At 65.1% G+C, this 22,464-nt stretch carries 24 protein-coding genes; 12 read left to right on the top strand and 12 right to left on the bottom strand.

What is annotated here, in order from left to right; all coding sequences use genetic code 11:
- Window positions 1-102: 102 nt before the first annotated feature.
- On the bottom strand, window positions 103-1,299 hold the full coding sequence (locus HZB49_RS09305; RefSeq protein WP_291610383.1) for an acetylornithine transaminase: 1,197 nt from the start codon (window positions 1,297-1,299) through the stop codon (window positions 103-105).
- Window positions 1,300-1,624: 325 nt separating this feature from the next.
- Between HZB49_RS09305 and HZB49_RS09300 the strand changes: the two genes are divergently transcribed.
- From HZB49_RS09300 to HZB49_RS09285, 4 genes are all read left to right on the top strand, one after another.
- Window positions 1,625-2,104 (top strand): gluconate 2-dehydrogenase subunit 3 family protein, encoded by a 480-nt coding sequence (locus HZB49_RS09300; protein ID WP_291610381.1) that lies wholly within the window; start codon window positions 1,625-1,627, stop codon window positions 2,102-2,104.
- Window positions 2,101-3,744 (top strand): GMC family oxidoreductase, encoded by a 1,644-nt coding sequence (locus HZB49_RS09295; RefSeq protein ID WP_291610379.1) that lies wholly within the window; start codon window positions 2,101-2,103, stop codon window positions 3,742-3,744. Before HZB49_RS09300 ends, HZB49_RS09295 begins: the two co-directional genes overlap by 4 nt.
- Window positions 3,745-3,928: 184 nt before the next feature.
- Window positions 3,929-4,696: an outer membrane beta-barrel protein gene (locus tag HZB49_RS09290; protein WP_291610377.1), complete on the top strand. Its 768-nt coding sequence runs from the start codon at window positions 3,929-3,931 to the stop codon at window positions 4,694-4,696.
- A gap of 1 nt (window position 4,697) precedes the next feature.
- On the top strand, window positions 4,698-4,901 hold the full coding sequence (locus HZB49_RS09285) for a hypothetical protein (protein ID WP_291610374.1): 204 nt from the start codon (window positions 4,698-4,700) through the stop codon (window positions 4,899-4,901).
- On the opposite strand, the gene rimO is transcribed toward HZB49_RS09285, so the two are convergent.
- On the bottom strand, window positions 4,898-6,223 hold the full coding sequence (gene rimO, locus HZB49_RS09280) for a 30S ribosomal protein S12 methylthiotransferase RimO (protein WP_291610371.1): 1,326 nt from the start codon (window positions 6,221-6,223) through the stop codon (window positions 4,898-4,900). The two genes, HZB49_RS09285 and rimO, sit on opposite strands and share 4 nt — an antisense overlap.
- 114 nt (window positions 6,224-6,337) lie before the next feature.
- Here rimO and HZB49_RS09275 point away from each other — a divergent pair, with 114 nt between their 5' ends.
- The 3 genes from HZB49_RS09275 to HZB49_RS09265 all read left to right on the top strand — a co-directional run bounded on the left by HZB49_RS09275 (window position 6,338) and on the right by HZB49_RS09265 (window position 8,450).
- A complete protein-coding gene (locus HZB49_RS09275; RefSeq protein ID WP_291610369.1) occupies window positions 6,338-6,928 on the top strand; it encodes an ANTAR domain-containing protein in 591 nt (196 codons plus the stop codon).
- On the top strand, window positions 6,925-8,091 hold the full coding sequence (locus HZB49_RS09270; RefSeq protein WP_291610367.1) for a CmpA/NrtA family ABC transporter substrate-binding protein: 1,167 nt from the start codon (window positions 6,925-6,927) through the stop codon (window positions 8,089-8,091). The genes HZB49_RS09275 and HZB49_RS09270 overlap by 4 nt, the downstream gene beginning before the upstream one ends.
- A 206-nt stretch (window positions 8,092-8,297) precedes the next feature.
- Window positions 8,298-8,450, top strand: coding sequence for a hypothetical protein (locus HZB49_RS09265; RefSeq protein ID WP_291610366.1), 153 nt, complete (start codon window positions 8,298-8,300; stop codon window positions 8,448-8,450).
- Between the two features lie 51 nt (window positions 8,451-8,501).
- On the opposite strand, the gene HZB49_RS09260 is transcribed toward HZB49_RS09265, so the two are convergent.
- Genes HZB49_RS09260 through HZB49_RS09250 form a run of 3 tightly spaced genes read right to left on the bottom strand, consistent with a single transcriptional unit; the run spans window position 8,502 to window position 11,306 of the window.
- Window positions 8,502-9,851, bottom strand: a complete 1,350-nt coding sequence (locus HZB49_RS09260; protein ID WP_291610364.1) for an aminotransferase class III-fold pyridoxal phosphate-dependent enzyme — start codon at window positions 9,849-9,851, stop codon at window positions 8,502-8,504.
- Between the two features lie 16 nt (window positions 9,852-9,867).
- Window positions 9,868-10,521, bottom strand: coding sequence for an HAD-IA family hydrolase (locus tag HZB49_RS09255; RefSeq protein ID WP_291610361.1), 654 nt, complete (start codon window positions 10,519-10,521; stop codon window positions 9,868-9,870).
- A complete protein-coding gene (locus HZB49_RS09250) occupies window positions 10,518-11,306 on the bottom strand; it encodes an IclR family transcriptional regulator (protein ID WP_291610359.1) in 789 nt (262 codons plus the stop codon). Before HZB49_RS09250 ends, HZB49_RS09255 begins: the two co-directional genes overlap by 4 nt.
- A gap of 141 nt (window positions 11,307-11,447) precedes the next feature.
- Here HZB49_RS09250 and HZB49_RS09245 point away from each other — a divergent pair, with 141 nt between their 5' ends.
- The 3 genes from HZB49_RS09245 to ggt are packed head-to-tail and all read left to right on the top strand — an operon-like array spanning window position 11,448 to window position 15,832.
- Window positions 11,448-12,929 (top strand): aldehyde dehydrogenase, encoded by a 1,482-nt coding sequence (locus HZB49_RS09245; protein ID WP_291610357.1) that lies wholly within the window; start codon window positions 11,448-11,450, stop codon window positions 12,927-12,929.
- Entirely contained in the window at window positions 12,926-14,191 is a 1,266-nt protein-coding gene (locus HZB49_RS09240; RefSeq protein WP_291610355.1) for a Tm-1-like ATP-binding domain-containing protein, read from the top strand. Before HZB49_RS09245 ends, HZB49_RS09240 begins: the two co-directional genes overlap by 4 nt.
- Window positions 14,192-14,209: 18 nt before the next feature.
- Window positions 14,210-15,832: a gamma-glutamyltransferase gene (ggt, locus tag HZB49_RS09235; RefSeq protein ID WP_291610352.1), complete on the top strand. Its 1,623-nt coding sequence runs from the start codon at window positions 14,210-14,212 to the stop codon at window positions 15,830-15,832.
- A 62-nt stretch (window positions 15,833-15,894) separates the two neighbouring features.
- Here ggt and HZB49_RS09230 read toward each other — a convergent pair whose 3' ends face one another.
- From HZB49_RS09230 to pxpB, 4 genes are all read right to left on the bottom strand, one after another.
- Complete coding sequence (locus HZB49_RS09230) at window positions 15,895-16,275, bottom strand: hypothetical protein (protein WP_291610350.1); 381 nt, start codon at window positions 16,273-16,275, stop codon at window positions 15,895-15,897.
- Window positions 16,276-16,436: 161 nt separating this feature from the next.
- Window positions 16,437-17,207, bottom strand: a complete 771-nt coding sequence (locus HZB49_RS09225) for a 5-oxoprolinase subunit PxpA (RefSeq protein ID WP_291610348.1) — start codon at window positions 17,205-17,207, stop codon at window positions 16,437-16,439.
- On the bottom strand, window positions 17,204-18,256 hold the full coding sequence (locus HZB49_RS09220; RefSeq protein ID WP_291610346.1) for a biotin-dependent carboxyltransferase family protein: 1,053 nt from the start codon (window positions 18,254-18,256) through the stop codon (window positions 17,204-17,206). The genes HZB49_RS09225 and HZB49_RS09220 overlap by 4 nt, the downstream gene beginning before the upstream one ends.
- Complete coding sequence (pxpB, locus tag HZB49_RS09215; RefSeq protein ID WP_291610344.1) at window positions 18,256-18,984, bottom strand: 5-oxoprolinase subunit PxpB; 729 nt, start codon at window positions 18,982-18,984, stop codon at window positions 18,256-18,258. The genes HZB49_RS09220 and pxpB overlap by 1 nt, the downstream gene beginning before the upstream one ends.
- A 198-nt stretch (window positions 18,985-19,182) precedes the next feature.
- Between pxpB and HZB49_RS09210 the strand changes: the two genes are divergently transcribed.
- Together HZB49_RS09210 and HZB49_RS09205 are read left to right on the top strand one after the other, a co-directional pair.
- Entirely contained in the window at window positions 19,183-19,881 is a 699-nt protein-coding gene (locus tag HZB49_RS09210) for a ribonuclease activity regulator RraA (protein ID WP_291610342.1), read from the top strand.
- 23 nt (window positions 19,882-19,904) lie between these two features.
- Entirely contained in the window at window positions 19,905-20,312 is a 408-nt protein-coding gene (locus HZB49_RS09205) for a cupin domain-containing protein (protein ID WP_291610339.1), read from the top strand.
- A 27-nt stretch (window positions 20,313-20,339) separates the two neighbouring features.
- Here the strand turns inward: HZB49_RS09205 and HZB49_RS09200 are convergent, their stop codons facing one another.
- From HZB49_RS09200 to HZB49_RS09190, 3 genes are all read right to left on the bottom strand, one after another.
- Window positions 20,340-20,696: a hypothetical protein gene (locus HZB49_RS09200; RefSeq protein WP_291610337.1), complete on the bottom strand. Its 357-nt coding sequence runs from the start codon at window positions 20,694-20,696 to the stop codon at window positions 20,340-20,342.
- Window positions 20,697-20,837: 141 nt separating this feature from the next.
- Window positions 20,838-21,722: a DUF2147 domain-containing protein gene (locus HZB49_RS09195; protein WP_291610335.1), complete on the bottom strand. Its 885-nt coding sequence runs from the start codon at window positions 21,720-21,722 to the stop codon at window positions 20,838-20,840.
- Window positions 21,723-21,922: 200 nt separating this feature from the next.
- Complete coding sequence (locus HZB49_RS09190; protein WP_291610333.1) at window positions 21,923-22,357, bottom strand: hypothetical protein; 435 nt, start codon at window positions 22,355-22,357, stop codon at window positions 21,923-21,925.
- Window positions 22,358-22,464: the final 107 nt, after the last annotated feature.

Below are 22,464 nucleotides of genomic sequence, written 5' to 3'. Positions count from 1 at the left end.
GGGTCGCGCGAAAGCGCGCCCGATGACAAGCTCCGCGACGAAGCAATCCATCTTCCCCGTGCGGAGATGTGGATTGCTTCGCTTCGCTCGCAATGACGGTGGCTAAGCCACCCGCCGCGCCACGCCGGCCTCGGTCAGGATCGCATCGAGGCCGTCGATCATCTCCGATATCTCCGACCGCGTGACGTTCAGCGCCGGCATGAAGCGCAGCGCGTCCGGCTGCGGCGAGTTCAGCAGCAGGCCGGAATGGAACGCCTGCGCGACGATCGAGGCGCCGATCGGCAGCTTCAGGTCGAGCGCCAGCAGCAGCCCGCGGCCGCGGACCTCGCCGAGGCCGTGCCGCGCCGAGAGCTTTTGCAACTCGCTGGCCAGGAACTGCCCGGCATCGGTGGCCGCCTTCAGGAATTCCGGTTTGCTGACCTCTGCGAGCACCGCGGATCCTGCCGCACACATCAGCGGATTGCCGTTGAACGTGCCACCCTGGTCGCCATGCTCGAAGCAGGAGGCTCGTTCGGTGGCGAGAAGCACCGCGAGCGGCACGCCGCCGCCGATGCCCTTGCCGAGCGTCATGATGTCGGGCTCGATCCCGGCGTGCTCGTAGTGGAACAGCTTTCCCGTGCGGCCGACGCCGGTCTGGATCTCGTCGAAGATCAAGAGCAAGCCGTGTTCCTTCGTCAGCGCCCGCAATTCCTGCAGGAACTGGTCGGTCGCCGGCCACACGCCGGCTTCGCCCTGGATCGGCTCCAGCATCACGGCCACGGTCGCTGGCGAAATCAGCGCCTTGACCGAGTCGAGATCGTTCAGCTTCGCCTTGCGGAAGCCGGCGACCTTCGGTTCGAACAGCGGCTCGAACGCCTTCTTGCCGGAGGCCGACATGGTCGCAAGCGTCCGGCCGTGGAAGCCGCCCTCGAAGGTGATGATCTCGTGCGCGCCGCCTCTGTGCAGCGAGCCGTATTTGCGCGCGAGCTTGATCGCGCCCTCGTTAGCTTCGGCTCCCGAGTTGGCAAAGAACACCTGGTCGAAGCAGCTCTTCTCGACCAGCGCCTTGGCGAGTTTCAGGCTCGGCGCGTTGTAGAACGCCGGGCTCGGCGTCAGCAGCGACGCTGACTGCACGACCAGCGCGTCGGCGATGACGTCGGGCGAGTGGCCGAGACAGTTCACCGCCCAGCCCTGCATGAAGTCGAGATAGCGCTTGCCGCTTTCGTCCCAGAGATAGCTGCCCTTGCCGCGGACGAACACGACCTGAGGGCGCGCGGTGATGTCCATCAGCGCGTCGAACGAATGGGTGGCGTGGGTCATGTCGATCTCCTCTTGGGTTTTCAGGTGAAAGGGCAGGCCGAAAAGCGAGAAGGCCGCACCTTGCGGGTGCGGCCTTCTCGAAAACCTGGCTGATCTAGCTGTTCAGCGAAGTCGTCGGACATGGCGCGCGCCCGCATCGTCGTGGGTACGACGGCGGTCGGCGGCGCGGCGGATGGTCCGGTTCAGCATCATGGGGCGCGCTCATACAGCCGAAGCAGCGGCGCTGTCAAGGCAGTCTGTTGGCGGCTCAGTACGGGAGGAGCCGGAATCCGCCATTAACCTCGCACCGATCCTGCACTAGCCTCGCCGGCAAACGGAGGCTGCGATGAAGCGACGAACAGTGGTGGCCTTTCTGGGCGCTCTCGCGCTGGGCAGCGGCGCGATGCTGCGGCGAGCCGTCGCGGCGCTGGGGCAGCCAGCAGCGACGCCGACGATGGCGGCCGTCGCGGACACCATGTTTCCCGGCGGCGATGGTCTTCCAGCTGCGTCTGCTCTCGGACTGCACGAGCGTTTGCTGGCAATGTCCGACCTTGGGCCGTCGATCGGCAAGGGCGTAGCGTGGCTCGATCGATATGCCGCCTCTCGCGGCGCCGCCGGCTTTGCGGCGCTCGACGAAGCAGCAAGGCTGGCCGCGATTGACGCAGCGTTTGCATCGGCGGACGAGGGCATCCGTCCGTTCGTGTTCGCGCTGCGCCAGCACATCGGGACGGCCTATTACTCGGAGCCCGCGATCAGAAAGACCTTCGCCTTTACCGGCCCGCCGCAGCCCGACGGCTTTGCCGACTTCCAGGAGCGCCCGCGTTGAGCGGCGACACCAATTGGGACGTGGTGGTGGTTGGCGCTGGCGCCGGCGGTGCCGCGGCGGCCTATGGACTGTGCCGGCGCGGATTATCCGTGCTCTTGCTAGATGCGGGGCCGCGCTTCGATCCGTCGACCGATTATCCTTTGACGGAGGCCGACTGGGAAACGCGCGAGTTTCCGGAAAAGCCCGACAGCGTCGGAAAGGTCACGTTTGCGCCGGGACAGAAGCTGGCCGGCCAGGAGCCGCTGTTGGTGTCCGGAAGCCGCGGCCTCGGGCCGATGGTGACGAATGGCATACGGCTGATGGACAAATACAGCCACGTTCGCGGTATCGGCGGCACCACCTTGCACTTCACTGGCGAGGCGCATCGCCTGCATCCGGCCGCGATGAAAATGAAGAGCCGGTTCGGCGTCGCCGCCGACTGGCCGCTCGAATACGCCGAACTCGAGCGTTACTACAGCGAAGCCGAGCAACTGATCGGCGTCGCCGGGCCGGAGAGTCAGGGCGCGCGATGGCGCTCCCGACCATTTCCTCTGCCGCAGCATCCGCTGTCATACGCCGCGCAAACACTCGGCAAGGGTGCAGCGGCGCTTGGCCTGAACTGGCAGGCCAACAGCCGGGCCGCGTTGTCGCAAACATGGAACGGGCGTCCGCCCTGCAACTATTGCGGCGCGTGCAACAAGGGCTGTCCGCGCGCCGACAAGGGAAGCGCCGACGTCACCTTCATCCATGCCGCACTCGCGACTGGCCGCTGCACGATCCGGCCGCAGAGTGCCGTGATCCGCATCGAGGCCGGCCAGGACGACCGGGTCGCGGCGATCCTGGTCGGAAAGGCGGACGGCAGTACGGAGCGCATCGCCTGTCCCAGCCTCGTGCTTGCCTGCGGCGCCGTCGAGACGCCGCGGCTCTTGCTGGCATCCGACGGACTCGCCAACGAAAGCGGCGAGGTCGGACAGAACTTCATGGACACCTTGTTCACTTCGGTCGGGGCGCTACATCCGGAGCCGCAGCACGGACGACGCGGCCTGCCGAGCGATGCCATTTCATGGGACTTCAACGCGCCCGACGCAATCCCGGGCGTGATCGGCGGCTGCCGGTTCTACAACGGCGCCGGCGAGAGCGAGCTTGGCGGGCTTTCTGCCTTCGCATTGCGCGCGATCCCGGGCTGGGGGCGCGCTCACGCGCAATCGGTGCGGCGGCTGTGGGGCCATGCGTTGCATGTCGGCGCCATCGGCGAAAGGCTGCCCAATCGCGACAGCCGTATCGACCTCGATCCGGATGTGCGCGACCGGTTCGGGATGCCGCTGGCGCGCATCGCAACTTCGCTCGGCGAGTCGGAGATCGCACGCCTGCGATTCATGGTGAAGAAATCGCATGAACTGTTGGCCGCCAGCGGCGCCGAGCGCATCTATGAAAGCTACTCCAGCTGGGACTGGTTCGTCGCAACCCACGTGTTTGGCACCTGCCGGATGGGCAGTGATCCCGGCAATTCGGTAGTCGACGCCTTCGGCCGCAGCCACCGATGGCGCAATCTCTGGATCGCGGATGCAAGCGTCTTTCCCTCGTCGGGCGGCGGAGAAGCGCCGACGCTGACCATTCACGCGCTGGCGCTGCGGACCGCAGAGCGAATTCGGGGACGCTGAGCCTTTTCAGCAACAGCCGAATACCGGAATGAATACATGGGGATACAAGGCAAAACAACGGCTGTGTCAATGGGTCCGGAGGCATGGTCCGTCGCGGCCGTTGTGGCGGGAATCCGCCAGCCCTAGTGTTCCGACTCGAACGTCGGGTTGGCCATAGGCACTGAACCTGGCGAGGAGAGGGCTGATGTCACGTCTTTCGCGGATGATCGCGGTTGCAGCTTGCGCCATGGCATGGCCGCTCTTGCATGTCGAACCGGCCATCGGCGGAGCTGCTGTGGCCAATCCCGGATCCGGATCGAATTCGGCGAGCGCCGCAAGCTGGGTGGTGGGTGCGCATGGCGGCTACACTTGGCAACAAGGCTCGGCAGTGTTCGGCTTCGAGACCGATCTGCAGGGCACCGGACTCAAGAGTTCGATGAACGGCGGGCTGGTCTATCCCGTCGGAAATCCGCCGAACCCGACCGATGCCGCGAGAACGTCTTCGCAGATCGATTGGTACGGCACGGCTCGCGGCATTCTGGGCGTCGCAAACGGGCCGTTCATGGTCTACGCCACCGGCGGACTTGCCTTTGGCCAGGTCAGGATCGACAGTTTCTTCCAGACGCTGAACACGTCCGTCTCCTCGCAAGCCTCGGAGACCAGGGTTGGATGGGTGGGCGGTGTCGGCGCGAAATACCTGTTGCAGCCGAGCGTCATCCTCAGCCTGCAATATCAGTATGTCGACCTGGGATCGCTGGGCATTGCGGGTTCGTCACCGCCGGCCGCCATCGTCGTCTCGCAACGGGCGAACCAGAACGCGCAGTTCCAGGCCGTGATGGCCGGCATCAGCTGGAAGTTCATGCCGGGCGCAGGTGCGACGCCATGGACCGGCGGCTACGCGGGCGTCCACGGTGGCGGTGCCTGGGGTAACGACACCAATGCCCGCTATGATTCTGCGTTGTTCTTTCCTTAGGATGCCCGGCCTCAAGCGCGACATCACGCTTGTGGCGAGGCGCAGCGACGGGCTTGGCATTTGCGCCTACAAATATCGCTGGAGCGATGCCGTCCATGTCGGCGTAATGGCGCAGGAAGTCGCGCTCATTCATCCCGCCGCCGTCGTTCGCGACGAGCTCACCGGCTACATGGCGGTCAACTACGACATGTTGAACGGGAACTAGAACCCGGCGACGCTGCCGTGCAGATCATACTCGTCGGCGCGCTCGATCTTCGCGGTGACGATTTCGCCGACCTTCAACGGCCGGCGGCTCGACAGATAGACGGTGCCGTCGATCTCCGGCGCGTCGGCCTTTGACCGGCCTTTTGCCACCGTTGGCCCGACCTCGTCGACGATCACCTGCTGCCGTGTGCCGACCTTGCGCTTCAGGCGGCGCGCCGAGATCTTCTGCTGGCGCGCCATCAGCGCGTTCCAGCGTTCCTGCTTGACCTCGTCGGGCACGGGATTTCCGATCGCGTTCGAGGCCGCGCCCGCGACGGGCTCGTATTTGAAGCAGCCGAGGCGATCGATCTCGGCTTCTTCCAGCCAGTCGAGCAGACAGGCAAAGTCGGAATCGGTCTCGCCGGGGAAGCCGACGATGAAGGTCGAGCGCAGCGTCAGTTCGGGACAGGCCTCGCGCCAGGATTTGATCCGCGCCAGCGTCTTCTCCTGCGCCGCCGGGCGCTTCATGGCTTTGAGGACTTCCGGGCTTGCGTGCTGGAAGGGGATGTCGAGATAGGGCAGCACCTTGCCCTCGGTCATCAGGGCGATGACCTCATCGACATGCGGGTAAGGGTAGACATATTGCAGCCGCACCCAGGCGCCGAGTTCGCCAAGCTCCTTTGCGAGATCGAAGAACCTTGCGCGGACCTCGCGATCCTGCCAGGGGCTCGCGGCATATTTGATGTCCACGCCATAGGCCGACGTATCCTGCGAGATGACCAGCAGCTCCTTAACGCCGGCCTTCACCAGCCGCTCCGCCTCGCGCAGCACGTCGTTGGCCGGGCGCGATACCAGGTCGCCGCGCAGTTTCGGGATGATGCAAAAGCTGCAGCGGTTGTTGCAGCCTTCGGAAATCTTCAAATAGGCGTAGTGCCGCGGCGTCAGCTTGACGCCTTGCGGCGGCACCAGGTCGATATGAGGATTGTGCGCCGGCGGCACCGCGCGGTGCACGGCCTCCAGCACGCTCTCATATTGCTGCGGGCCGGTGATGGAAAGCACGCCGGGATAGGCAGCCTCGATCTGCTCGGGCTCGGCGCCCATGCAGCCGGTGACGATCACCTTGCCATTCTCGGCCATGGCCTCGCCGATGGCCGAAAGCGATTCTTTCTTGGCGCTGTCGAGGAAGCCGCAGGTGTTGACGATGACGAGATCGGCGCCGTCATGCTTGCGCGCAAGCTCATAGCCCTCCGCGCGCAGGCGGGTGATGATCCGCTCTGAATCCACCAGCGCCTTGGGGCATCCGAGCGAAACAAAGCTGACTTTGGGCGCGGAGGCCTGCTGCATGTTTTCGATTGCCTGATTGATGGGCTGGAGCTAGTCCCATTCGGTCGCAATTACAAGGCTTTGCGGCGGGGTTCTGGCTGCTGTAAGGATGCGGTTCCGGGTTATGGGTGAACGATGAGCGCCGAATCGTCTCCGAAGATCGTCATAGTCGACGAGAGCCCGATCCGTGCCGCGATCCTGGAAGAGGGGTTGCGGGAGGCGGGATTTACCGGCGTCGTGCATATCAGCGAAATGCAGAGCCTTTTGGCGCAGATTTTTGCGCTGGACCCCGACGTCATCCTGATCGACCTCGAAAACCCCAGCCGTGACGTGCTGGAGCAGATGTTCCAGGTCAGCCGCGCGGTGCGCCGGCCGATCGCCATGTTCGTCGACCAGAGCGACGCCGCCTCGATCCAGGCTTCCGTCGAGGCCGGTGTTTCCGCCTATATCGTCGACGGGCTGAAAAAGGAGCGGATCAAGCCGATCCTCGACCTCTGCATCTCCCGCTTCAACGCCTTTGCCAAGCTGCAGGATGAACTCGACCGCACCAAGTCCGCGCTCGAGGACCGCAAGGTAATCGACCGCGCCAAGGGTATTTTGATGAAGGTGAAGGGCCTCAACGAGGACGAGGCCTATGTGCTGCTGCGCTCTACCGCAATGCGCGAGAAGAAGAAAATCAGCGAGATCGCCCAGTCGATCATCACTGCGTCGGAGATGCTGAAATGAGTACGCCCCTTCGTATCGGCTTCATTCCGCTGGTCGACGCGGCCGCGCTCATCGTGGCTGTGGACAAGGGTTTTGCCGCCGCCGAAGGTCTCGACATCACCCTGGTGCGGGAGGTGTCGTGGTCGAACGTCCGCGACAAGCTCAATATCGGCCTGTTCGACGCCGCCCATCTGCTCGCGCCCGTTGCGATCGCCTCCAGCCTCGGGCTCGGCCATATCAAGGTGCCGATCGCGGCCCCCTTCAATCTCGGTCTGAACGGCAATGCGATCACGGTATCGCCCGCCCTGCATGCCGCGATCATGGCCGAAATCGAGGGCGAGCCTCTCGATCCGATGGCGACCGCCACGGCGCTCGCGCGCGTCGTCGCCAAGCGGAAGAAGAGCGGCGCCGAGCCGCTGACCTTCGGCATGACGTTTCCGTTTTCCACCCACAATTACCAGCTGCGGTTCTGGATGGCGGCCGGCGGCGTCGATCCGGACGAGGATGTGCGGCTGGTGGTGCTGCCGCCGCCCTACATGGTCGACAGCCTCGCCAGCGGACAGGTCGATGCGTTCTGCGTCGGCGCGCCCTGGAATTCGGTGGCCGTCGATCTCGGTGTCGGCCACATCCTGCATTTCGTCTCCGACATCCTGGTGCGCGCGGTCGAGAAGGTGCTGGCCGTGCGCCAGAACTGGTCGGAAAAGAACCCTGACGTCCTTGCGGCGCTGGTTCGCGCGGCTTCGCGCGCGGCCGAATTCATCGAGCAACCGGAGAATCGCGCCGAGGCCGCGCAGCTGCTGTCCCAGCCGGAACGCATCGGGGTGGATGCCGAGGTCATCCAGCGCACGCTGGACGGCCGGCTGAAGATCTCGCCCGACGGCACCATGCGCCAGAGCGGCCGGTATCTGCTGGTGGGACGGGAGGGCGCCGCACGACCGGATCCTGTGCAGGCGGCCTGGCTCTACGCCCAGATGGTGCGCTGGGGGCAGACCGCTTACAGCCTTGAGGCGCTGAAGACCGCCATGGGCGTGTTCCGGCCGGACCTCTACGACGCCGCGCTTGGGCGCGCCGGGCAGGCCGCCGAGGCCCCCGGCGCCATCGGCGCCTTCGCGGGACCGCCGTTCAATCCCGACGACATCGCCGGCCATCTGGCGGCCTTCGCGATCAGGCATCGGCAGGCCTGACAGGTCGCTTCCCGCAGGATATCCCCTGATTAGGCCCAATCCGGCCCAATCTGTCCGAAGAATATTCTCGCGCGAATCCGAGCGAGAGAAGGTTTCACTGCAATTTCAGCCCGCGAAAGCGCCCGTATCGCTATTTTCGCAGGCTTATTGCATTCGCCGCCCTTCGATCTTCTCTTATGACGCAAATGCTGCGTTGGAGATCGACCGTGCGCGAACTATCGGCGGATACCCGCCTTCCCATTCATCCGCGTCTGATGGCCCTGAGGACGGAGAGGCGACTGCACACGGTGGCAATCTACAGCTCGCTTGCCCTCATCGCCGCCGTGGTGTTCGGCACGCTTTCAGTGCATCCCTTCTGATCACAGCGCCGGCGGTCCCGCCGGACGCTTCAGCTTCGCTTCATCCCCCGCCTATGCCGATGCCAGTGCCGCATCGAGCGCGCCGATGATCCTGGCGACATCGTTCGCCGTAATGATCAGGGGCGGGGAGAGAATGATGATATTCCCCGACGTGCGAACCATCACGCCGCGCTCATAGGCCGTCTCGAACACGCGCTGCAGCACCTCCTTGGACGCCGGCGTCTTCTGCGTGCGATCGGACACAAGCTCGAGCGCCGCCATCAGACCTTTGCCGCGCACGTCGCCCACCAGTGCATGTTTGGCCTTGAGCTTTTCCAGACCCGCCATCAGTTCAGCGCCGCGCAGTGCGGCATTCTTCGCGACGTCCAGGCGCGTGGTTTCCGCAAGCGCCGCAAGGGCCGCAGCGGCGCCCACGGGATGGCCGGAATAGGTATAGCCGTGCCCGATCGATGCCTTGCTGGACTTGTCGGTCTCAAAGGCGTCCACCAGCTCTTCGCCGATCATCACCGCGCCGAGCGGAAAATAACCGTTGGTGACGGCCTTGGCCGTCGACATCAGGTCCGGCTTGACGCCCCACAGCCGTGAGCCCGTCCAGGCGCCGGTGCGCCCGAAGCCGGTAATCACCTCGTCGGCGATGAGGAGGATGCCGTGCCGGCTGCAGATTTCGCGGACCCGGCCCATGAAGCTCTCATGCGGCACGATCACGCCGCCGGCGCCCAACACAGGCTCCATGATGAAGGCGGCGATGGTGTCCGCGCCCTGGAAAGCGATCTCGTCCTCCAGCAGTGCCGCGCAGCGCTCGGCAATCAGGGCCGCGTCTTCCGTTCCAAAGGGATTGCGATAGGTCCAGGGAGCGGGGATGTGGAAGCATCCCGGCAGCAGCGGCTCGTACTGGCGGCGGAAATTCTGGTTGCCGTTGACCGATGCTGCACCGAAATGCGTGCCGTGATAGCCTTTCTTCAGCGCGATGTATTTCGTGCGCTCGGGCTGACCGTTCAGCTTGTGGTACTGCCGCGCCAGGCGGAGACAGGTTTCGACCGAGTCCGATCCACCCGAGGTCAGGAACGCGCGCGCCATGCCATCCGGCTTGAACCACTCGACCAGTTCGAACGAAAGTTCGATCAAAGGCGAGGTGGTCGAGCCGCGAAACGCCGAGTAGTAGGGCAACCGGTCGAGCTGATCGCGCATCGCCTTTTTCACGGGCTCGCAGGAATAGCCGAGATTGACATTCCAGAGGCCGCCGACGGCGTCGAGCAGACGGTGGCCGTGTATGTCGATCACCTCGACGCCCTCGGCTTCATGCACGATTTTCGGCGGCTGCGCCCGCATCTCGCCGGGATGCGCCATCGGATGCCAGACATGCCGGGCATTGTTCTCGACCAGGAAATTGGAATCGCGCATGGGATTTGTGCTCCGCTCAAAGTCCGAAATGAATTAACGCCGCCCGGTAGCTTTCGGCCGGGCGCGTGACGTCGAAGTGGATGGTGCGGAAGCCCGCGGCCTCGGCGCCGCGGACGTTCCTGATCTGGTCGTCCACGAACACGCAGATCTCGGCGGCAAGCGTCAGTCCTTCGGTGACGAAAGCATAGGCGCGCGGATCGGGCTTGAGAATTCCGGTATGGGTCGCGTCCACGATCAGGTCGATGTCGGCGAGGAACGGCAGCTTCGCCCGGAAGTCGGGGCCATAGAACAGATCAAGCTCGTTGGAGAGGATGGCGAGTTTCGCGTCGGCCTGCTTCACCGATTCGATCGCCGCGATTGCTTCCGGACGGATCGCCGATTTCGGATCGGCACCGCGGATGCGCTGCAGGAATTGCGGCAGGCTCGACCAGTCCTCGCCGACCAGGCGCCCGGTTTCCCGCGCGCGGGTAAAATAATAGTCGCGTTCGGATATCTCGCCAGCCTGCATCGCGCGCCACAGCGGATCGCCAGAGGGATCGAAGGGGCCGCGCCAGTTGAGCGTGCCAGGCGGTAACCCAAGCGCCCGTTCGTTCTCCGGCTGGGTCTCGAAGATCGTGCGCGAGATGACGCCGCCGAAATCCAGCACCAGCGCCCGGGCCAGTTCGTTCATGCGCGGTGCCGATCGATGGCGGCGGCAACTGCCGGATGGATAATGCCGCCCGTTGCTTCGGAAACGCCTGCGGCCGCCTTCAGCACTGGGCCAGCGATACGCCGTTCGGACTCCCTGCCGAAGCGCGAGGCGACCGAGGCGACGGAAATTGCGCCGATGGCGATCCCGGTTGCGCCGAAGATCGGTGCCGCGATGCTGATGACGTCGTCGTCGAAGGTGCGAACGGCCATGCTGTAGCCGCGCTCCCGCGTCTCGGCGATCGCGGCCTTGAGTTCGCGCTTCGACACGCAGGTATGATCCGTATGTTTGCGCAGCGACGTGCCCGCAAGAATCTGCCGCGCCGTTTCTTCATCGAGGAAGGCGAGGCAGGCGAGGCCCGATGCCGTAGCGTGCAGCGGCAGCGGTTGGGAGGCGTCGACCGATACGCGCGTCGGGCGCTGCGGCTCGGCGATGCCGATGATCGAGAGATCCTCGCCGGAAAACATCGAACCGTGGGCCGTCTCGCCCGTGGCCCGGCTGAGTTCGTCGAGCGAGTGCTGCACCATGCGCGCCAGCGGACGCGTCGCCTCGCGTATCCGCGCCAGCCGCAGAAACGCCGGACCAAGCCGGTATTTGCGCGTGTCGCCGTCCTGCTCGATGAAGCCATGGTTGGCCAGCGCGACGAGAAAGCGCCGTGTTGCGGCCTTGTCGAATGATGCGAGGCGCGCGAGTTCGCTCAGTCCGATCTCCGGCTCGGCAACCGAGAAGTAACCGAGGAGCTTCATCGCCTTGTCGACGGTCTGCATTTGGTCCGCATCCAATGTCGCCAACAAGTTGCGACTGAAGCCAGTTTGACAAATCCGGAGGCCGGCGGCAATCTATTATCAATATCGGTGCAAATAGTGAACCGATCATTCGGGGCGGGATTCGCCAGGGGAGCGAACCAGGTGCAACAAGCCGATATCGACCGACTGCGCACCATTGCCGTGCCGCCACAGGCGCACTGGATTGCCGGCCGGGCGACCGCCGAGCAGGCTGAGCCGCTTCCGGTCATCAGCCCGATCGACGGCTCGGAGATCACGACGATCCCAAACGGCTCGGCGCGCGATGTGGAGATCGCCGTCGCAATCGCGCGCTCGCGTTTCGAGGATGGCGCCTGGTCGCGCGCTGCCCCGGCGGATCGCAAGAAGCGGATGCTGCGACTGGCCGACCTGATCGAGCAACACGCGCTCGAACTCGCGGTGCTCGGGGTTCGCGACAACGGCACCGAAATCGCCATGGCCTACAAGGCCGAACCGCTCAGCGCGGCGCAGACATTCAGGTATTACGCGGAGGCGATCGACAAGGTCTATGGCGAGATTGCGCCCACACCGCCCGGCGTGCTCGGGCTCGTGCACCACGAGCCCCTTGGTGTCGTCGGCGTGATCGTTCCCTGGAACTTTCCGCTGATGATCGGCGCCTGGAAGATCGCCCCGGCGCTGGCGGCCGGCAACAGCGTCGTCGTCAAGCCCTCCGAACTTGCCTCGCTGTCGCTGCTGAAGCTCGCGGAGCTTGCCACCGCCGCCGGACTGCCCGATGGCGTGCTCAATGTCGTCACCGGAACCGGCCGCGTGGCGGGGGAGGCGCTGGCCAGGCACATGGACGTGGACTGCATTGCCTTTACCGGCTCCGGCGGGGTCGGGCGGCAGCTGATGAAAGCGTCGGCCGAATCCAACCTAAAGCGCGTCCACCTCGAGCTCGGCGGCAAGTCGCCGAACATCGTCTTCGCGGATGCGCCCGATCTCGATCGTGCGGCGAACGTCGCCGCCTCCGGCATTTTTCGCAATTCGGGCCAGGTCTGCGTCGCAGGCTCGCGCCTGCTGGTGGAAGCGTCGATCTACGATCGTTTCATGGACAAACTGAAGGCTGCGACCGCAAGGCTTCGTGTCGGCGACCCGCTCGACCTCTCCAGCGACATCGGAGCCGTCTGTGGCGCCGACCAGCTGGCAAGAAATCTGCGCTTCGTCGACGGCGCGACGCGCGAGGGCGCGACACTCGTCACCGGTGGCGAGCGCATATTGCAGAATACGGGCGGCTACTACATGGCGCCGACGATCTTCTGCGACGTTACGCCGGGCATGCAGCTGGCCCGGGAGGAGGTGTTCGGCCCCGTCCTGGCCGTGATGCGGTTCAAGGACGCGGACGAGGCGATCCGCCTTGCGAACGCAACGGATTACGGCCTTGCCGCCGCTGTCTGGACATCCAGTCTGTCGCGCGCCCATCGTATGGTCAGGGAAATCCGAGCGGGCGTCGTGCATGTCAACGCCTATGGCGGCACCGACATCACGGTGCCCCTGGGCGGCTTCAAGCAATCCGGCTTCGGCCGGGACAAGTCGCTTCACGCGCTCGACAAATATTCGGACCTCAAGGCGGCGTGGATACAGTTGTGAACGAGCGGAAGACCATACTCATCATCGGCACCTTCGATACCAAGTCCGATGAGCTCAGCTTCCTAGGCGACTGCATCGAGCGCCAGGGCGGCGCGACGCTGACCATGGACGTCTCCGTGCTCGGCGAGCCCAATGCGCCTGTTTCGGTCAGCAAGCACGAAGTCGCTGCCGCCGCGGGATCATCGATCGACGCCGCCGTGGCCGCCGGCGACGAGAACGAGGCGATGCAGATCATGGCCCGCGGCGCAGCCGAGCTGACAAGCAAGCTGCATCGCGAGGGCAGGATCGACGGCATGATCGCCATGGGCGGTACGATGGGCACCGACCTTGCGCTCGATTGCGCCCGCGCGCTCGCCATTGGCGTGCCCAAATACATCATCTCGACCGTCGCCTTTTCGCCGCTGATCCCTGCCGACCGGCTTTCGGCCGATATCCAGATGATCCTGTGGGCCGGCGGTCTCTACGGGCTCAATGCGATCTGCAAGTCGTCGCTCAGCCAGGCGGCCGGCGCCGTGCTCGGCGCGGCGCGGGCAGCCGAGCCGGCGCAGTCCGAAAGGCCGGTCGTCGGCATGACCAGTTTCGGCAGTTCATGCCTGGCCTACATGAAGTGGCTGAAGCCTGAACTCGAGAACAGGGGTTTTGAAGTTGCGATCTTTCATGCCACCGGCATGGGCGGCATGGCCTTCGAGAGCATCGCCGCCGGGGGCGGCTTTGCTGCCGTGATGGACTTTGCTCCGCAGGAGCTCGGCAACTGGATGTTCGGCTCGGCCGTCAATTCGGGACCCGACAGGTTGCTCAATGCCGGCCGCAGCGGCATTCCCCAGATCGTGGCTCCCGGATGCATGGACCTCATCGACTTCGTGGGATCGCAGGAGTTGCCGGCGCGATTTGCAAATCGGCAGTTCCACGCCCACAACCGGTTGATAAAGTCCTCGGTGCTGAACGCCGAGGAGCGGCGGGAGACCGCGCGCGAGATCGGAAGACGGCTTTCGCAATCGAGAGGCCCCGTGCATTTCCTGCTGCCGGCCAAGGGCCTCGAGGAGTGGGACAAGCCGGGCGGGCCGACCCACGATCCGGAGGGACTCGCGGCTTTCCTGGATGAGGCCCGCAAATCCATCGTGCCTCCGGTCCGCATGACCGAAGTCGACGCGCACATCAACGACAAGGCGTTTTCGGAACGGGCGCTCGAAATCTTCGACGCCTGGGTGAGCGATGGCACGATCAAGGTGCCCGCGCGGGGAACGCGAGGGAAAGTCGCATGATCCGGGGCTGAGGACGGGATGCCGTTCGATATCAACACCGGCCGGCCCGCAACGCTGGCGACCCAGGGCATGGTGACGTCGCCGCATTCGCTGGCGTCCAGCGCCGGCGTTGATGTGCTGCGCGCCGGTGGCTCCGCCATCGATGCCGCCATTGCGACTAGCGCCGTGCTGGCGGTCGTCTATCCCCACATGACGGGCCTTGGCGGCGACGCCTTCTGGCTGATCCACGACGGCGGCAGCGGCGAAATCAGCTATCTCAATGGCGGCGGCAAGGCGGCAGCCGGCGCGTCGCCGGCAGCTCTCGAGAAACGAGGACTGCGCGAAATCCCGCTGCGGGGGATCGTTCCGGCCACGCTGACGGTGCCCGGAGGCGTGGCAAGCTGGATCGCGGCCCACGATGTTCACGGCCGCTTGCCGCTGGCGCGCGTGCTCGAGGTCTCCATCGGATATGCGCGCGACGGCTTTCCGGTGACGGCGCGTCTGGCCGCTTTCATCGACATGATGCGCGAAGATCTGCTGCAGCACCACGAGACCGCGGCGCTGTTCTTTCCCGACGGCGCGATGCCGCGGCGGGGAACCACGCTCGCCAACCCGAACCTTGCGAATACGCTGCAGGCGATCGCCGAGCGCGGACGCGCGGGCTTCCATGAAGGGCCTGTGGCCGCCGAGATGGCGCGCTTCTCGCGGGAGCAGGGCGGATTTTTCGAGCCGGCCGATCTGGCGCAGCAAGGCGCGACATGGGGCAAGCCGCTGGTCGGCCGCTATCGCGATTTCACGATCTTCAACACGCCGCCGCCCACCCAGGGCTTTACCGTCATCGAGATGCTCAACCTGCTGGAATCGTTTGAGCCAAAGGACTTGCTTGGCCCGGACCGCCTGCACCTGCTCGTGCAGGCCAAGCAGATCGCTTACCACGACCGGGATGTGCTGCTCGCCGATCCCGCTTTCGCGGATATCCCGATCGGGACGCTCATTTCCCCGGACTATGCCGGGAGGCGTCTTGGACTGATCGATCCGGCCAGGGCGTTGCGCTGGGATCAGGTGCCATCCTGGGGCAGCCTGAACGGTGACACCGTCTACATCGCCGCCGTCGACCGGCATGGCAATGCCGCCTCGCTGATCCAGAGCCTTTACGGTGCCTTCGGGTCATGCGTGACTGCGGGGAGCACCGGTGTGATCCTGCAGAACCGCAGCGCTTATTTCTCGCTCGATCCCGATCATCCCAATTGTCTGGCGCCCGGAAAGATCCCGCTGCACACGCTGATCGCCTCGATGGCGAAGCGAAATGGCAAGCTCTCCACGGTGCTCGGCTGCATGGGTGCGGACGGCCAGCCGCAGATCCAGCTGCAGCTCTACACCGCGATGATCGATTACGGCCTCGACATCCAGGAGGCGCTCGAACTGCCGCGCTTCCTGTCCGGCCGCTTCGGGCTCGGCGAGGCACGCGATACGCTCTACATGGAAAGCCGCTTTTCCGCCGAGACCATCGATGCGCTGGAGCGGCGCGGCCATTCCATCCATCGCTGGGGCGCTTGGAACGAGCAGGCCGGCCACGCCCATGGAATCACGATCGGACCGGAGGACCGCCTGTTGAGCGGCGGCTCCGATCCGCGTAGCGACGGCGCGGCGATCGGCTACTAGAACATGATCCCGAAAAGCGGAAACCGGTTTTCGGATAAGATCATGCTCAAGACCAAGAATCTTCAGTAACCGCAGGTGGCGCAGCGCGGCGCGACAGGCGCGTAGTAGGAATAGCCCGGCGACACCATCTCGACGCGCTGCTGCGTGGCATAGCGCGGCGGAATGCGCTCATAGGCGACGCCTTCCGGCGCGACCATCACCGTTTTCGGCACCATGACGGTGCGATACTGCGCCGGCGTGCGGTGCGCGACCACGGCGCCCGGGGAGACCATCACGGTTTCCTGCACCGTGCGGTATTGCGGCGGCACGCTCTGCAATTGATAGCAGGTGGTGCAGGGCTGCGGCGGCGGAATGTAGCAGCTGTCACAGAAGGCGTAGGCGGTGCTGGGAAGAGCTGCAACCGCAACGGCGGCAATCAAAAGCGAGGCAGATTTGCGAAACATGCTTTCAAACCCGTGAGGACGTTAAGGGATAGAGAGCTACGCCTATCAACCATTCGGAAAGTTTGGCTTTAGGAAGACCCTTAACAATCTCTCAATGGACCGCTAGGGCACGCAAATCATACTTCGAGCACGACTCGAGACTCCATCGCCAGCCGTCAGATTCAATTCGGCTTCTTGAACGGCGCCACGTCGATTCCGGCAGCCTTCAACGCCGCACGCACACCGCGCGCGATCTCGACGGCGCCGGGCGTGTCGCCGTGGATGCAGACCGTGTCCGTGCGCATCTTGATGACCTTGCCGGTGACGGAGACAACCGCGCCGTCCTGCACCATCCGCACCACGCGATCGGCGATCGCCTTGGCGTCATGCAGCACCGCACCGGGTTTCTTGCGCGACACCAGCGTGCCGTTGTCCTCATAGGCGCGGTCGGCGAAGACCTCGTGCACCATCGGCAAATTGGCGTTCTCGCCGGCTTTCACGAGCTTTGAGTTCGCCAGCACCACGAAGATCAGATTGGGATCGACCGCCTTGATGCCATCGGCGATTGCCTTCGCCGTCATGTCGTCCTCGCAGGCGACGTTGGAGATCGCGCCATGCGCCTTGACATGGGTGACCTTGTAGCCGGCCGCCGTCGCAATCGCCTGCAGCGCGCCGATCTGATAGGCGATCAGGTTCTCGATCTCCCGCGACGTCAGCCCCGGCATCGGGCGGCGCCCGAAGCCGTGCAGATCGCGATAGCCGGGATGCGCGCCGACGCCGACGCCGCGCGCTTTGGCAAGCTCGACCGTACGGCGCATGATGTCGGGATCGCCGGCATGGAAGCCGCAGGCGACATTGACCGAGGTTGCAAGCTCGATCATGGCGGCGTCGTTGCCCATTTCCCAGGCGCCAAAACCCTCGCCGAGATCGCAGTTGAGATCGACTGTCTTCATGGTGCTTGCTCGCTTTCTGTCCAGGCATATGGATGCCAGGTTCCGGCGTCCACGGCGCTCACGGCGTGGCCTGCCACGTTAGCATCGGCCAGGGCTTCGATGTTGAATTCGGCGCCGTCCGCGCGCAGGCGGTCGGGCAGGGTACGCACAAGGTCGGCGAACTTCTTCGCCTCGGCCTGTGCCTCGGCGATGCTGAGGGCCTTGAAGCGGAAACTGCGGCCGGCGGAAATCTGCGCGAAGCGGCCGAAATCGGCTGTGATGACGGTGGCAATCTTGGGATAGCCGCCGCTGGTGCCGCGGTCCGGCATCAGCACGATCGGCTGGCCGTTGCCGGGCACCTGGATGCTGCCGTTCACCGTGCCGTCGGAAACAATGTTGTGGCCGTGCAGATGCCTGATGACGGGGCCTTCGAGCCGGTAACCCATGCGGTCGCTGGTCGCGGAGATTTTCCAGTCGCTGGCCAGAAACAGCGCCTTGGCCTCGTCGGAGAATTCGTCGTCCTGCGGACCGAACACGATGCGGATCGGTGCGTCCGGGACATCGGGCAATTCGATGCGGCGCTCCGGTGCCCCGCTTGCAGGTGCCGCCTGCAATTCGTCGCCGGCCTGCAGCGGGCGCGGGTAGGGACTGCCGAGACCGGCGCGCGCATTCACGGACAGACTGCCGAACATCGGCTCGCCCGAAATGCCGCCTTCGATCGCGAGATAGCTGAAGGAGCCGTTGCGCGCAAAGCCGAGCGTCAGCGTCTCGCCGTCCGCCAGCGTCATCGAGCTGTCGACCGCAACCGGCCGCTTTGCGATGTCGGCACTGCGTTGCGCGCCCGACAATGCAACGCGAACAGAACCGCCGCGCGCGATGAAGGCCGCTCCGAACGGGCCGACCTCGATGGCTGCCGCAAACGGCGCGTTGCCGACCAGCGTATTGGCCGCGGCCAGAGCGAGACGATCCATCGCGCCGCTGGGCGTGAGACCATAACGCTGCGAACCCGGACGGCCGCCGTCCTGGACCGAGCTTGCGGGACCGATCGAGGCAATGACGAGCTTCGGCATCAGGCGACGAGCTCGGCGATGATTTTGCCCGCTTCCGCGGCGCGGTCCTGCTCCGCAAAGCTCCGGGCGTCAATCTGCGAAAACGTAACGTAATCACCGGGTTCGAGCAGGAAGGTGGGATCGCGGTGTAACTGATAGGTGCGCACCGGCGTGCGGCCGAGAAGGTGCCAGCCGCTGGGTCCGGCGAGGCACTGCACGCCCGTCTGCACCCCGCCGATGGAGATCGTGCCGGCCGGCGTCAGCAGCCGCGGATTTTGCCGTCGCGGCATGTGCAACGACTTGTCGAGCCCGCTGAGATACGACCAGCCGGGCGTAAAGCCGATCATCGCCACGCGATAATTGCCCGCGACGTGCCGCGCCACGATGTCATCGGGCGTGGTGTTGAGCGATTTCGCCACATCCTCGAGATCGGCGCCGTGCTCGCCGCCGTAGGCAACGGGGATGCGCCAGCGCCGCGTGCTCGGGCTCGCCTCGGCCGGCGATCGCGCCAGCGCGAGCAGACGCTGGCTCAATGAGTCGTAGTCGATCTGCACGGGGTCGTAATGCACCAGCAGCGAGCGATAGGTCGGCACGGCCTCGATCACGCCCGCGATCGGCGCGCGCGCCAGCGCACGATCGAGCGAAAGGACGCTGCGATTGGCGCCATCGTCGATGTCGCGGGAATACTCCACCGTGATGGCGCTGTCGCCGCTCGGCAGGAGGCGGGGGAGGGTATTGATTTCGACCATGGCCTTCCGGATTCCTGCCTCGCAAGCTAGCGCGTTTCAGGCCGGAGTGGAATTCGTTCTGTGAAAAAGTTCGTGCAACTTCAATAAATTAAACAGCATGCTGGCGATAAGCAGGGTTGATCGCACTGCCCTTGACGCGAACCTCCTTCCCCGCAAGATGCGGCCGCAACTTCTTTCCCACCGGAGCCCGTCTTTTCGATGTCCCTGTCCCCCGAGCAGATCGCAACGCTTTCCAGGATATCTACCGCCACCATCACGACCGTGCTGCTCAAGAAAGGCCTGCGGAACGTCTGGATGCGCGGCACCAAGCCGCTGCATCCGGGACAGACGCGGCTGGTCGGGCGCGCGTTCACGCTGCGCTTCGTGCCTGCGCGCGAAGATCTCGCCACGCCGGAATCCTGGTCGTCGCCGATCTCGACGCGCACCGCGATCGAGGCCATGCCGGCGGGATGCATTGCCGTGGTGGATGCCATGGGCGTGAGCGATGCCGGCATCTTCGGCGACATCCTCTGCGCGCGCATGGTCAAGCGCGGCGTCACTGCGCTCATCACCGACGGCGTCGTGCGCGATGTCGAGGGCGTGCTCGGCACCAATCTTCCGGTATGGTGCAACGGCTATGCGGCGCCGCCGTCGGTCGCTGGCCTGACCTTCGTCGGCTGGGGCGAGCCGATCGGCTGCGGCGGGGTCGCTATATTTCCCAACGACATCGTGGTCGCCGACCAGGACGGCGCCGTGCTGATCCCGCAGGCGCAGCTCGATACCATCCTCTCCGAAGGACCGGAACAGGAGCGGATGGAAGCCTGGATCGTCAACGAGGTAAACAACGGCGCAGCGCTGCCCGGCCTCTATCCCATGAACGCCGAGACCAAGGCGCGCTACGCCGCAAGCAAGAAATAACATCGTCAGGGAGAGACAAGCCCATGGAAATTCATCTCGCCGGCACCCGCCCGACACGCCGGGCCCCGAAGGAATCCTTCACCGGCACAGTGCTGCAGGATCCGATCATCCAGACGCCGGCCCCCGCGCGGCTGGCCTCGAACCGCGTGTCATTCGAGCCTGGCGCGCGAACGGCGTGGCACACGCATCCGCTCGGCCAGACCCTGTACGTGATTTCAGGCATTGGCCGCGTGCAGGCCAAGGGCGGGCCGGTGCGGGAAATCCGGCCGGGCGACGTGGTCTGGATTCCGCCGGGCGAGAAGCACTGGCACGGCGCCGCGCCAAACAACGCGATGACCCACATTGCCATGCAGGAAGCGCTCGACGGCAGTTACGTCACCTGGATGGAGCACGTCACCGACGCCGAGTACAACGTCGCGCCGTCGGCGTGATCGCGAGGCCGGCGCGACGTCGCACGGTCAGTTGCGCTGCGCGGTCCAGGTGCCCGAGCACGCAGCCGCACGCCAGGTGCCTGACCCGGATGAGCCGCTCAGCCTGCCGAAGCCGACCGCACGTTTGATGCCGGTGCTCAGGGTCACGTTGATCGTGCCGGCTTCGGCCACACGGCCGGAGGCCGTCACCGCCGAGGTGTTCGATGCGACCTCGCCGTTGTTGATCCCGATCGACACCGATGCACCGTTGGTGCAGGCGGAACTGGATGAAGCGATCTGCACGCTCCACTGCCCGTCAAACGAGGTGCTGGCCGCAGCCGGCGTTGCCAGCAGAACGCTGGCGAGCAGCATGCTGGTCAGCTTGGCTTTTTGAAATGCGCTCATGGGAATCACCTTTCCCCCGTTAGTGTCTCTCGGAGCGGAAGGTGTCATGCCGGGCAATCGGCGACCGTGATGGCTGTCACGCATGAAAAAGGCCCCGCCGATCGGGCGGGGCCCTTGGAATGGCCGGTATCCGACTGACGGCTAGTTCACCCGTGTCCAGGTCTGGCCGCCGCAGAACACGCCGCCGAAGGCGCAGCCCTGCACGCGCAGGGTGTCGGTGCCCTTCATCGCGATCGTGGAGTCGTAGGTGCTGCCGGTATTGGGATCGAGGATCCGGCCGCTCCACTTGTCCTTGCCGGGCTTCATGTTGATCAGCACCTGTTCGCTATTCTGGTTGGTCTTCTTGTCCACGGAATAGCCGCAGAGGTTGGCGCCACATTGCTCGATGCGGACCTTGCCTTCCTTCTCCTCGGTCAGCCAGACGCCGATTGGCGTGTTGCCGGCTACCGCGGGCGCCGGTCTCGGGGCCGGCGGCGGGGCAATGGAAGCTGACACAGGCGGTACTGTGGCGGCCGTAGGCGCTGGCGGCGGCGGTGCCGCAGCAGGCGGCGGCGGCAAAACGCTTTGCTGACCGGGCGGCGGCGCGCTCATGGCCGGAGCGGCAGGATTGACGGTCGGCGCAGCTGCCGCGGTCGCCGTTGACTGATCGCCGGTGGCAGCGAGCGGTGGCGGGATCGGCGCCTGGATGGCCGGCGCGGCCACCGTGGCAGGCGCTGGCACAGGAGCAGGCGCGGGCACTGGGGCTGGGGCAGGCGGCGCTACGGCCACAGCCGGCTGCTGCTCAACCGGGGCTGCGGGCGGCGGGGCAGCCGTGGTCGTGGTCGTCTTCTCCGGTTGCTTCGATTTGGCGGCCGGTGCCTCGTCGCCCTTCTTGGCCTTCTTGGTGTTGTCGTAAACGCCCGGAATTTGCACGGTTCCGCGGTCGGGGTCGACGCGGATGGTCTTGCCCCCATATTCGAAGGAGTACTGGGCCTGTGCTGCGCTGCTCGCCAGCAACAGGGCGGCGACAGCCAAGAGCTTTTTCATAACGACCTCCTGAACAGGGAATCCCGCCCGAAGCTCTAGACGTTGGCGGCTTCAAGCAGCGTGACCTAGGTCACTTTCAAACCATAAGTCGTCACCGCGCGGCTTCGGTTCAATCCGATCTGCGGGCGAATCTAGGATCGCCCCGAAATGCCGTCAATTCCACGCAAAAGTCGCAGGTTCCGCTATCCAGATCGCGACGTTCAGGCTTCGCCCTTGTCGCCCCGCAATACGTTGGCGATGGCGCTGCGCCCGGCCATCTCGTTGCGCAGATCATCAAACCGCCGGCGCGCATCGGCTTCGCGATCGTCGACCATCTTGACTGCGGCCTCGCGGCTCATCGGCCCCGATGTGATCGGGGCCGAATTTTCCCCGATAGTTTCGTCGACGAAATAGTCGTCGTTCTCGCCACGCCGCACCGACCATTTGAAGCGAATCGACGCCATCGGCCCCGGGCCCACCTTGAAATAGCTGTCGCCATCGTCCGGCTGTTCAGGTGCCAGCGGCTTGTCTTCGATCACCGCAATGGCGTGCTTTTCCGCGTCGCTTTGCGGCTGCAGAGCGGCATCGTCGTCGGCATTTTCACGAATGCTGGCGATGGCCGCCAGCGCATGGTCAGTCGGATCGCTGCTATCCACGATCAGGCCTCCGGATATGAACTCCGTCAGCGGAACCGGTGTCCCCGTTGCCGCGCCGGTCGCCCTTCCTCGCGTGCGAATGAGGCTGAGTTTTGGCCGCGACGCGG

The sequence above is a fragment of the Bradyrhizobium sp. genome (genome assembly GCF_016219575.1).
Taxonomy (GTDB): Bacteria; Pseudomonadota; Alphaproteobacteria; order Rhizobiales; family Xanthobacteraceae; genus Bradyrhizobium.
Note: the sequence above shows the minus strand (reverse complement) of the source record. Positions and strands in the feature narration are given on the sequence as shown.

Coding starts and splice junctions, on each gene's coding strand:
- HZB49_RS09210 (WP_291610342.1), top strand. CDS start 19,183: ATGTCCCTGTCCCCCGAGCAGATCGCAACGCTTTCCAGGATATCTACC.
- HZB49_RS09220 (WP_291610346.1), bottom strand. CDS start 18,256: ATGCCGAAGCTCGTCATTGCCTCGATCGGTCCCGCAAGCTCGGTCCAG.
- HZB49_RS09255 (WP_291610361.1), bottom strand. CDS start 10,521: ATGAACGAACTGGCCCGGGCGCTGGTGCTGGATTTCGGCGGCGTCATC.
- HZB49_RS09225 (WP_291610348.1), bottom strand. CDS start 17,207: ATGAAGACAGTCGATCTCAACTGCGATCTCGGCGAGGGTTTTGGCGCC.
- HZB49_RS09230 (WP_291610350.1), bottom strand. CDS start 16,275: ATGTTTCGCAAATCTGCCTCGCTTTTGATTGCCGCCGTTGCGGTTGCA.
- HZB49_RS09275 (WP_291610369.1), top strand. CDS start 6,338: ATGAGCGCCGAATCGTCTCCGAAGATCGTCATAGTCGACGAGAGCCCG.
- HZB49_RS09305 (WP_291610383.1), bottom strand. CDS start 1,299: ATGACCCACGCCACCCATTCGTTCGACGCGCTGATGGACATCACCGCG.
- HZB49_RS09205 (WP_291610339.1), top strand. CDS start 19,905: ATGGAAATTCATCTCGCCGGCACCCGCCCGACACGCCGGGCCCCGAAG.
- HZB49_RS09260 (WP_291610364.1), bottom strand. CDS start 9,851: ATGCGCGATTCCAATTTCCTGGTCGAGAACAATGCCCGGCATGTCTGG.
- pxpB (WP_291610344.1), bottom strand. CDS start 18,984: ATGGTCGAAATCAATACCCTCCCCCGCCTCCTGCCGAGCGGCGACAGC.
- HZB49_RS09195 (WP_291610335.1), bottom strand. CDS start 21,722: ATGAAAAAGCTCTTGGCTGTCGCCGCCCTGTTGCTGGCGAGCAGCGCA.
- HZB49_RS09290 (WP_291610377.1), top strand. CDS start 3,929: ATGTCACGTCTTTCGCGGATGATCGCGGTTGCAGCTTGCGCCATGGCA.
- HZB49_RS09200 (WP_291610337.1), bottom strand. CDS start 20,696: ATGAGCGCATTTCAAAAAGCCAAGCTGACCAGCATGCTGCTCGCCAGC.
- rimO (WP_291610371.1), bottom strand. CDS start 6,223: ATGCAGCAGGCCTCCGCGCCCAAAGTCAGCTTTGTTTCGCTCGGATGC.
- HZB49_RS09300 (WP_291610381.1), top strand. CDS start 1,625: ATGAAGCGACGAACAGTGGTGGCCTTTCTGGGCGCTCTCGCGCTGGGC.
- HZB49_RS09270 (WP_291610367.1), top strand. CDS start 6,925: ATGAGTACGCCCCTTCGTATCGGCTTCATTCCGCTGGTCGACGCGGCC.
- HZB49_RS09250 (WP_291610359.1), bottom strand. CDS start 11,306: ATGCAGACCGTCGACAAGGCGATGAAGCTCCTCGGTTACTTCTCGGTT.
- HZB49_RS09285 (WP_291610374.1), top strand. CDS start 4,698: ATGCCCGGCCTCAAGCGCGACATCACGCTTGTGGCGAGGCGCAGCGAC.
- ggt (WP_291610352.1), top strand. CDS start 14,210: ATGCCGTTCGATATCAACACCGGCCGGCCCGCAACGCTGGCGACCCAG.